This is a genomic window from Vibrio neonatus (genome assembly GCF_024346975.1).
GTDB lineage: Bacteria > Pseudomonadota > Gammaproteobacteria > Enterobacterales > Vibrionaceae > Vibrio > Vibrio neonatus.
Genome location: NZ_AP024885.1, coordinates 2,428,464 through 2,439,658 on the forward strand (window position 1 = coordinate 2,428,464; position 11,195 = coordinate 2,439,658).

2 tRNA genes and 6 rRNA genes are annotated in these 11,195 nt (G+C 48.9%); all 8 read right to left on the bottom strand.

What is annotated here, in order from left to right:
• Window positions 1-82: 82 nt before the first annotated feature.
• The 8 genes from OCU38_RS11255 to rrf (OCU38_RS11290) all read right to left on the bottom strand — a co-directional run bounded on the left by OCU38_RS11255 (window position 83) and on the right by rrf (OCU38_RS11290) (window position 11,116).
• Window positions 83-2,970, bottom strand: a 23S ribosomal RNA gene (locus OCU38_RS11255).
• A gap of 331 nt (window positions 2,971-3,301) precedes the next feature.
• Window positions 3,302-3,377 (bottom strand) — tRNA-Ala (locus tag OCU38_RS11260).
• 88 nt (window positions 3,378-3,465) lie between these two features.
• A tRNA-Ile gene (locus OCU38_RS11265) sits at window positions 3,466-3,542 on the bottom strand.
• Between the two features lie 99 nt (window positions 3,543-3,641).
• Window positions 3,642-5,194: ribosomal RNA gene (locus OCU38_RS11270) — 16S ribosomal RNA — on the bottom strand.
• Between the two features lie 346 nt (window positions 5,195-5,540).
• Window positions 5,541-5,656: ribosomal RNA gene (rrf, locus tag OCU38_RS11275) — 5S ribosomal RNA — on the bottom strand.
• 126 nt (window positions 5,657-5,782) lie between these two features.
• Window positions 5,783-8,670 (bottom strand): 23S ribosomal RNA (locus OCU38_RS11280).
• Between the two features lie 414 nt (window positions 8,671-9,084).
• A 16S ribosomal RNA gene (locus OCU38_RS11285) occupies window positions 9,085-10,637 on the bottom strand.
• 363 nt (window positions 10,638-11,000) lie between these two features.
• Window positions 11,001-11,116 (bottom strand): 5S ribosomal RNA (gene rrf / locus OCU38_RS11290).
• The 16S, 23S and 5S rRNA genes sit together here with 2 tRNA genes alongside, the layout of an rRNA operon.
• Between the last annotated feature and the right edge of the window lie 79 nt (window positions 11,117-11,195).

Genomic DNA, 11,195 nt, shown 5'->3' on the forward strand with positions numbered 1-11,195 from the left:
TAATCTAGAAAGCTGTATTTAAAAGTCTCTGTCACACATTCAAAGTTCTTACTTCGAGTCCACAAAACCCCTTGGGTGTTGTATGGTTAAGCCTCACGGGCAATTAGTACAGGTTAGCTCAATGCCTCACAGCACTTACACACCCTGCCTATCAACGTTCTAGTCTCGAACAACCCTTTAGGACACTTAAAGTGCCAGGGAAGACTCATCTCAGGGCTCGCTTCGCGCTTAGATGCTTTCAGCGCTTATCGATTCCGAACTTAGCTACCGGGCAATGCCATTGGCATGACAACCCGAACACCAGAGGTTCGTCCACTCCGGTCCTCTCGTACTAGGAGCAGCCCCCTTCAATCTTCCAACGCCCACGGCAGATAGGGACCGAACTGTCTCACGACGTTCTAAACCCAGCTCGCGTACCACTTTAAATGGCGAACAGCCATACCCTTGGGACCGACTTCAGCCCCAGGATGTGATGAGCCGACATCGAGGTGCCAAACACCGCCGTCGATATGAACTCTTGGGCGGTATCAGCCTGTTATCCCCGGAGTACCTTTTATCCGTTGAGCGATGGCCCTTCCATTCAGAACCACCGGATCACTATGACCTGCTTTCGCACCTGCTCGAATTGTCATTCTCGCAGTCAAGCGGGCTTATGCCATTGCACTAACCACACGATGTCCAACCGTGTTTAGCCCACCTTCGTGCTCCTCCGTTACTCTTTGGGAGGAGACCGCCCCAGTCAAACTACCCACCAGGCACTGTCCGCAATCCCGATTAGGGACCTACGTTAGAACATCAAGCATACAAGGGTGGTATTTCAAGATTGCCTCCACAAACACTGGCGTGCTTGTTTCAAAGGCTCCCACCTATCCTACACATGTAGGGTCAATGTTCAGTGCCAAGCTGTAGTAAAGGTTCACGGGGTCTTTCCGTCTAGCCGCGGGTACACTGCATCTTCACAGCGATTTCAATTTCACTGAGTCTCGGGTGGAGACAGCGTGGCCATCATTACGCCATTCGTGCAGGTCGGAACTTACCCGACAAGGAATTTCGCTACCTTAGGACCGTTATAGTTACGGCCGCCGTTTACCGGGGCTTCGATCAAGAGCTTCGACCTAAGTCTAACCCCATCAATTAACCTTCCGGCACCGGGCAGGCGTCACACCGTATACGTCATCTTACGATTTTGCACAGTGCTGTGTTTTTAATAAACAGTTGCAGCCACCTGGTATCTGCGACTCCTAGTAGCTCCATCCGCAAGGGACTTCACCGCCAAGAGCGTACCTTCTCCCGAAGTTACGGTACCATTTTGCCTAGTTCCTTCACCCGAGTTCTCTCAAGCGCCTTGGTATTCTCTACCCGACCACCTGTGTCGGTTTGGAGTACGATTCCTTATAATCTGAAGCTTAGAGGCTTTTCCTGGAAGCATGGCATCAATGACTTCACTGCACGTAGCAGCTCGACATCGTATCTCAGCGTTAAGAAAGTCCGGATTTACCTAAACTTTCCGCCTACATACTTGAACCTGGACAACCATCGCCAGGCCCACCTAGCCTTCTCCGTCCCCCCATCGCAATTATAAGAAGTACGGGAATATTAACCCGTTTCCCATCGACTACGCCTTTCGGCCTCGCCTTAGGGGTCGACTTACCCTGCCCCGATTAACGTTGGACAGGAACCCTTGGTCTTCCGGCGTGGGGGTTTTTCACCCCCATTATCGTTACTCATGTCAGCATTCGCACTTCTGATACGTCCAGCAGCCCTTACAGACCACCTTCAACCGCTTACAGAACGCTCCCCTACCCCGCACACAAAGTGTGCAGCCGCAGCTTCGGTGTATAGCTTAGCCCCGTTACATCTTCCGCGCAGGCCGACTCGACCAGTGAGCTATTACGCTTTCTTTAAATGATGGCTGCTTCTAAGCCAACATCCTGGCTGTCTAAGCCTTCCCACATCGTTTCCCACTTAGCTATACTTTGGGACCTTAGCTGGCGGTCTGGGTTGTTTCCCTCTCCACGACGGACGTTAGCACCCGCCGTGTGTCTCCCGGATAGTACTCAATGGTATTCGGAGTTTGCAAAGGGTTGGTAAGTCGGGATGACCCCCTAGCCTTAACAGTGCTCTACCCCCATTGGTATTCGTCCGAGGCGCTACCTAAATAGCTTTCGGGGAGAACCAGCTATCTCCAGGTTTGATTGGCCTTTCACCCCTAGCCACAAGTCATCCGCTAATTTTTCAACATTAGTCGGTTCGGTCCTCCAGTTGATGTTACTCAACCTTCAACCTGCCCATGGCTAGATCACCTGGTTTCGGGTCTAATTCTAGCAACTCGACGCCCAGTTAAGACTCGGTTTCCCTACGGCTCCCCTATTCGGTTAACCTTGCTACTAAAATTAAGTCGCTGACCCATTATACAAAAGGTACGCAGTCACTCTCGAAGAGCTCCTACTGCTTGTACGTACACGGTTTCAGGTTCTATTTCACTCCCCTCACAGGGGTTCTTTTCGCCTTTCCCTCACGGTACTGGTTCACTATCGGTCAGTCAGTAGTATTTAGCCTTGGAGGATGGTCCCCCCATGTTCAAACAGGATATCACGTGTCCCGCCTTACTCGATTTCACTCAAAACGACATGTCGACTACGGGGCTATCACCCTTTATTGCGGCACTTTCCAGAGCCTTCGTCTGTGTCATTAAAAGCTTAAGGGCTAATCCAATTTCGCTCGCCGCTACTTTCGGAATCTCGGTTGATTTCTCTTCCTCCGGGTACTTAGATGTTTCAGTTCCCCGGGTTTGCCTCATTAACCTATGTATTCAGTTAATGATACGTGCTTATGCACGTGGGTTTCCCCATTCAGAAATCCCAGACTCAAATGGTTATTACTACCTAATCTGGGCTTATCGCAAGTTATTACGTCTTTCATCGCCTCTGACTGCCAAGGCATCCACCGTGTACGCTTAGTCACTTAACCATACAACCCCAAAGGGTCTTGCTTAACGCAATACGTTTGCTACAACGTAGTATGACGTTTCCAAGGTGCGTTATCTCTTTATTATGAGCGAGATAACATTCGATTTTGCCGGACTCAAATTTGAATAACATCAGGCAATGATGTTATTCCCAAGAACACTTGAATGTGTGTTGGTACCTACATCATAAAGATATAGAATTTGAGAACTTTTAAATTTGATAAGTAATAAATCAATTACTTATCGTCAGCTTTCCAAATTGTTAAAGAGCATGATTATTTCCTAAACGGAAATACCATTTTTAAAGATTCTACTTTCAAGAACACTTAAAGATGGTGGAGCTATGCGGGATCGAACCGCAGACCTCCTGCGTGCAAGGCAGGCGCTCTCCCAGCTGAGCTATAGCCCCATCTTGGTATTTTTTCTTAGACAAGGCAGATTGTGAGGCCGTGTACATCAGTACACAACGAAGAATCTAACGCAGTATAAGGAAAAATTGGTGGGTCTGAGTGGACTTGAACCACCGACCTCCCGCTTATCAGGCGAGCGCTCTAACCAGCTGAGCTACAGACCCAATTTTTCACAAAACAACTAAAAGCTGTTTCGTAAAATACTCTCTTACTTTCTAAACCATATCAATCTGTGTGGACACTCATCGTGAGTAATCATCGTATAAGGAGGTGATCCAGCCCCAGGTTCCCCTAGGGCTACCTTGTTACGACTTCACCCCAGTCATGAACCACAAAGTGGTGAGCGTCCTCCCGAAGGTTAAACTACCCACTTCTTTTGCAGCCCACTCCCATGGTGTGACGGGCGGTGTGTACAAGGCCCGGGAACGTATTCACCGTAGCATTCTGATCTACGATTACTAGCGATTCCGACTTCATGGAGTCGAGTTGCAGACTCCAATCCGGACTACGACGCACTTTTTGGGATTCGCTCACCATCGCTGGTTGGCCGCCCTCTGTATGCGCCATTGTAGCACGTGTGTAGCCCTACTCGTAAGGGCCATGATGACTTGACGTCGTCCCCACCTTCCTCCGGTTTATCACCGGCAGTCTCCCTGGAGTTCCCACCATTACGTGCTGGCAAACAAGGATAAGGGTTGCGCTCGTTGCGGGACTTAACCCAACATTTCACAACACGAGCTGACGACAGCCATGCAGCACCTGTCTCAGAGTTCCCGAAGGCACCAATTCATCTCTGAAAAGTTCTCTGGATGTCAAGAGTAGGTAAGGTTCTTCGCGTTGCATCGAATTAAACCACATGCTCCACCGCTTGTGCGGGCCCCCGTCAATTCATTTGAGTTTTAATCTTGCGACCGTACTCCCCAGGCGGTCTACTTAACGCGTTAGCTCCGAAAGCCACGGCTCAAGGCCACAACCTCCAAGTAGACATCGTTTACGGCGTGGACTACCAGGGTATCTAATCCTGTTTGCTCCCCACGCTTTCGCATCTGAGTGTCAGTATCTGTCCAGGGGGCCGCCTTCGCCACTGGTATTCCTTCAGATCTCTACGCATTTCACCGCTACACCTGAAATTCTACCCCCCTCTACAGTACTCTAGCCTGCCAGTTTCAAATGCGGTTCCGAGGTTGAGCCCCGGGCTTTCACATCTGACTTAACAAACCACCTGCATGCGCTTTACGCCCAGTAATTCCGATTAACGCTCGCACCCTCCGTATTACCGCGGCTGCTGGCACGGAGTTAGCCGGTGCTTCTTCTGTCGCTAACGTCAAACAACACAGCTATTAACTGTATTGCCTTCCTCACGACTGAAAGTACTTTACAACCCGAAGGCCTTCTTCATACACGCGGCATGGCTGCATCAGGCTTGCGCCCATTGTGCAATATTCCCCACTGCTGCCTCCCGTAGGAGTCTGGACCGTGTCTCAGTTCCAGTGTGGCTGATCATCCTCTCAGACCAGCTAGGGATCGTCGCCTTGGTGAGCCATTACCTCACCAACTAGCTAATCCCACCTGGGCATATCCTGAAGCGAGAGGCCCGAAGGTCCCCCTCTTTGGTCCGTAGACATTATGCGGTATTAGCTATCGTTTCCAATAGTTATCCCCCACATCAGGGCAATTTCCCAGGCATTACTCACCCGTCCGCCGCTCGACGCCCAACAAATCACCCGAAGGGTCAATGTTGTCGTTTCCGCTCGACTTGCATGTGTTAGGCCTGCCGCCAGCGTTCAATCTGAGCCATGATCAAACTCTTCAATTAAAGTTTTTTGTTCCTAAGAACGGCTCAATGAATACTGACTTCAAAACTACTAATGTAATTTTAAAGCTATTATCATTCCAACAGAATGATAATGAATTGACTGTGCCAATGATTAAAAATCATTGTATTGGTCACTCAGTTCATTGATAAATCTTTTCGATTATCATCAACGAGTGCCCACACAGATTGATAGGTTTAAATTGTTAAAGAGCGTTGCTTTCCGTGTCGTAACACGTGAGCAGGAGGCGTATATTACGCTTTCTACTTTGAAAGTCAACATAAAATTCTGAATTAAATTCAAAACCTTATGGTAACTTCTTTCATTCAGAAAGAAGTAGAAATTAAAGCCTGGCGATGTCCTACTCTCACATGGGGAAGCCCCACACTACCATCGGCGCTATTGTGTTTCACTTCTGAGTTCGGCATGGAATCAGGTGGGTCCACAATGCTATGGTCGCCAAGCAAATTCTTTTTTACTTCCAGCTTTTAAAAAGCTAGAGGTAAATAATTCGGAAAACTGTATTTAAAAGTTATATGTCACACATTCAAAGTTCTTACTTTGAGTCCACAAAACCCCTTGGGTGTTGTATGGTTAAGCCTCACGGGCAATTAGTACAGGTTAGCTCAATGCCTCGCAGCACTTACACACCCTGCCTATCAACGTTCTAGTCTCGAACAACCCTTTAGGACACTTAAAGTGCCAGGGAAGACTCATCTCAGGGCTCGCTTCGCGCTTAGATGCTTTCAGCGCTTATCGATTCCGAACTTAGCTACCGGGCAATGCCATTGGCATGACAACCCGAACACCAGAGGTTCGTCCACTCCGGTCCTCTCGTACTAGGAGCAGCCCCCTTCAATCTTCCAACGCCCACGGCAGATAGGGACCGAACTGTCTCACGACGTTCTAAACCCAGCTCGCGTACCACTTTAAATGGCGAACAGCCATACCCTTGGGACCGACTTCAGCCCCAGGATGTGATGAGCCGACATCGAGGTGCCAAACACCGCCGTCGATATGAACTCTTGGGCGGTATCAGCCTGTTATCCCCGGAGTACCTTTTATCCGTTGAGCGATGGCCCTTCCATTCAGAACCACCGGATCACTATGACCTGCTTTCGCACCTGCTCGAATTGTCATTCTCGCAGTCAAGCGGGCTTATGCCATTGCACTAACCACACGATGTCCAACCGTGTTTAGCCCACCTTCGTGCTCCTCCGTTACTCTTTGGGAGGAGACCGCCCCAGTCAAACTACCCACCAGGCACTGTCCGCAATCCCGATTAGGGACCTACGTTAGAACATCAAGCATACAAGGGTGGTATTTCAAGATTGCCTCCACAAACACTGGCGTGCTTGTTTCAAAGGCTCCCACCTATCCTACACATGTAGGGTCAATGTTCAGTGCCAAGCTGTAGTAAAGGTTCACGGGGTCTTTCCGTCTAGCCGCGGGTACACTGCATCTTCACAGCGATTTCAATTTCACTGAGTCTCGGGTGGAGACAGCGTGGCCATCATTACGCCATTCGTGCAGGTCGGAACTTACCCGACAAGGAATTTCGCTACCTTAGGACCGTTATAGTTACGGCCGCCGTTTACCGGGGCTTCGATCAAGAGCTTCGACCTAAGTCTAACCCCATCAATTAACCTTCCGGCACCGGGCAGGCGTCACACCGTATACGTCATCTTACGATTTTGCACAGTGCTGTGTTTTTAATAAACAGTTGCAGCCACCTGGTATCTGCGACTCCTAGTAGCTCCATCCGCAAGGGACTTCACCGCCAAGAGCGTACCTTCTCCCGAAGTTACGGTACCATTTTGCCTAGTTCCTTCACCCGAGTTCTCTCAAGCGCCTTGGTATTCTCTACCCGACCACCTGTGTCGGTTTGGAGTACGATTCCTTATAATCTGAAGCTTAGAGGCTTTTCCTGGAAGCATGGCATCAATGACTTCACTGCACGTAGCAGCTCGACATCGTATCTCAGCGTTAAGAAAGTCCGGATTTACCTAAACTTTCCGCCTACATACTTGAACCTGGACAACCATCGCCAGGCCCACCTAGCCTTCTCCGTCCCCCCATCGCAATTATAAGAAGTACGGGAATATTAACCCGTTTCCCATCGACTACGCCTTTCGGCCTCGCCTTAGGGGTCGACTTACCCTGCCCCGATTAACGTTGGACAGGAACCCTTGGTCTTCCGGCGTGGGGGTTTTTCACCCCCATTATCGTTACTCATGTCAGCATTCGCACTTCTGATACGTCCAGCAGCCCTTACAGACCACCTTCAACCGCTTACAGAACGCTCCCCTACCCCGCACACAAAGTGTGCAGCCGCAGCTTCGGTGTATAGCTTAGCCCCGTTACATCTTCCGCGCAGGCCGACTCGACCAGTGAGCTATTACGCTTTCTTTAAATGATGGCTGCTTCTAAGCCAACATCCTGGCTGTCTAAGCCTTCCCACATCGTTTCCCACTTAGCTATACTTTGGGACCTTAGCTGGCGGTCTGGGTTGTTTCCCTCTCCACGACGGACGTTAGCACCCGCCGTGTGTCTCCCGGATAGTACTCAATGGTATTCGGAGTTTGCAAAGGGTTGGTAAGTCGGGATGACCCCCTAGCCTTAACAGTGCTCTACCCCCATTGGTATTCGTCCGAGGCGCTACCTAAATAGCTTTCGGGGAGAACCAGCTATCTCCAGGTTTGATTGGCCTTTCACCCCTAGCCACAAGTCATCCGCTAATTTTTCAACATTAGTCGGTTCGGTCCTCCAGTTGATGTTACTCAACCTTCAACCTGCCCATGGCTAGATCACCTGGTTTCGGGTCTAATTCTAGCAACTCGACGCCCAGTTAAGACTCGGTTTCCCTACGGCTCCCCTATTCGGTTAACCTTGCTACTAAAATTAAGTCGCTGACCCATTATACAAAAGGTACGCAGTCACTCTCGAAGAGCTCCTACTGCTTGTACGTACACGGTTTCAGGTTCTATTTCACTCCCCTCACAGGGGTTCTTTTCGCCTTTCCCTCACGGTACTGGTTCACTATCGGTCAGTCAGTAGTATTTAGCCTTGGAGGATGGTCCCCCCATGTTCAAACAGGATATCACGTGTCCCGCCTTACTCGATTTCACTCAAAATGACATGTCGACTACGGGGCTATCACCCTTTATTGCGGCACTTTCCAGAGCCTTCGTCTGTGTCATTAAAAGCTTAAGGGCTAATCCAATTTCGCTCGCCGCTACTTTCGGAATCTCGGTTGATTTCTCTTCCTCCGGGTACTTAGATGTTTCAGTTCCCCGGGTTTGCCTCATTAACCTATGTATTCAGTTAATGATACGTACTTATGTACGTGGGTTTCCCCATTCAGAAATCCCAGACTCAAATGGTTATTACTACCTAATCTGGGCTTATCGCAAGTTATTACGTCTTTCATCGCCTCTGACTGCCAAGGCATCCACCGTGTACGCTTAGTCACTTAACCATACAACCCCAAAGGGTCTTGCTTAACGCAATACGTTTGCTACAACGTAGTATGACGTTTCCAAGGTGCGTTATCTCTTTATTATGAGCGAGATAACTATTGTTTATTTCCGCTTTAAAAAGCAGAAGCAAACATCGATTTTGCCGGACTCAAATTTGAATGTATTCTGGCAAGAATACATTCCCAAGAACACTTGAATGTGTGTTGGTACCTAACAATAAATTGTTAGGATTTGAGAACTTTTAAATTTGATAAATGATGAAATCACATCATTTATCGTCAGCTTTCCAAATTGTTAAAGAGCATAAAGCAAAAAGCTTTAATCAATAACCGAAGTCATTAATTAAAGCTCTAGTACTTTAACTAAAATAAACCATCAATCTGTGTGGACACTCATCGTGAATAATCATCGTATAAGGAGGTGATCCAGCCCCAGGTTCCCCTAGGGCTACCTTGTTACGACTTCACCCCAGTCATGAACCACAAAGTGGTGAGCGTCCTCCCGAAGGTTAAACTACCCACTTCTTTTGCAGCCCACTCCCATGGTGTGACGGGCGGTGTGTACAAGGCCCGGGAACGTATTCACCGTAGCATTCTGATCTACGATTACTAGCGATTCCGACTTCATGGAGTCGAGTTGCAGACTCCAATCCGGACTACGACGCACTTTTTGGGATTCGCTCACCATCGCTGGTTGGCTGCCCTCTGTATGCGCCATTGTAGCACGTGTGTAGCCCTACTCGTAAGGGCCATGATGACTTGACGTCGTCCCCACCTTCCTCCGGTTTATCACCGGCAGTCTCCCTGGAGTTCCCGACATTACTCGCTGGCAAACAAGGATAAGGGTTGCGCTCGTTGCGGGACTTAACCCAACATTTCACAACACGAGCTGACGACAGCCATGCAGCACCTGTCTCAGAGTTCCCGAAGGCACCAATTCATCTCTGAAAAGTTCTCTGGATGTCAAGAGTAGGTAAGGTTCTTCGCGTTGCATCGAATTAAACCACATGCTCCACCGCTTGTGCGGGCCCCCGTCAATTCATTTGAGTTTTAATCTTGCGACCGTACTCCCCAGGCGGTCTACTTAACGCGTTAGCTCCGAAAGCCACGGCTCAAGGCCACAACCTCCAAGTAGACATCGTTTACGGCGTGGACTACCAGGGTATCTAATCCTGTTTGCTCCCCACGCTTTCGCATCTGAGTGTCAGTATCTGTCCAGGGGGCCGCCTTCGCCACTGGTATTCCTTCAGATCTCTACGCATTTCACCGCTACACCTGAAATTCTACCCCCCTCTACAGTACTCTAGCCTGCCAGTTTCAAATGCGGTTCCGAGGTTGAGCCCCGGGCTTTCACATCTGACTTAACAAACCACCTGCATGCGCTTTACGCCCAGTAATTCCGATTAACGCTCGCACCCTCCGTATTACCGCGGCTGCTGGCACGGAGTTAGCCGGTGCTTCTTCTGTCGCTAACGTCAAACAATACAGCTATTAACTATATTGCCTTCCTCACGACTGAAAGTACTTTACAACCCGAAGGCCTTCTTCATACACGCGGCATGGCTGCATCAGGCTTGCGCCCATTGTGCAATATTCCCCACTGCTGCCTCCCGTAGGAGTCTGGACCGTGTCTCAGTTCCAGTGTGGCTGATCATCCTCTCAGACCAGCTAGGGATCGTCGCCTTGGTGAGCCATTACCTCACCAACTAGCTAATCCCACCTGGGCATATCCTGAAGCGAGAGGCCCGAAGGTCCCCCTCTTTGGTCCGTAGACGTTATGCGGTATTAGCTATCGTTTCCAATAGTTATCCCCCACATCAGGGCAATTTCCCAGGCATTACTCACCCGTCCGCCGCTCGACGCCGTTATCGTTCCCCGAAGGTTCAGACAACTCGTTTCCGCTCGACTTGCATGTGTTAGGCCTGCCGCCAGCGTTCAATCTGAGCCATGATCAAACTCTTCAATTAAAGTTTTTTTGTTCCTAAGAACGGCTCAATGAATACTGACTTCAAAACTGTTCCTTACTCGAAAGTAAGAAGTAATTTTAAAGCTATTATCGTTCCAACAGAACGATAATGAATTGACTGTGCCAATGATTAAACATCATTGTATTGGTCACTCAGTTCATTGATAAATCTTTTCGATTATCATCAACGAGTGCCCACACAGATTGATAGGTTTAAATTGTTAAAGAGCGTTGCTTTCCGTGTCGTAACACGTGAGCAGGAGGCGTATATTACGCTTTCTACTTTGAAAGTCAACATAAAATTCTGAATTAAATTCAAAACCTTATGGTAACTTCTTTCAAACAGAAAGAAGTAGAAATTAAAGCCTGGCGATGTCCTACTCTCACATGGGGAAGCCCCACACTACCATCGGCGCTATTGTGTTTCACTTCTGAGTTCGGCATGGAATCAGGTGGGTCCACAATGCTATGGTCGCCAAGCAAAATTTTAAAATTCGGAAAGCTATATTAAAAGTTATGTCACACATTCAAAGTTCTACTTTGAGTCCACAAAACCCCT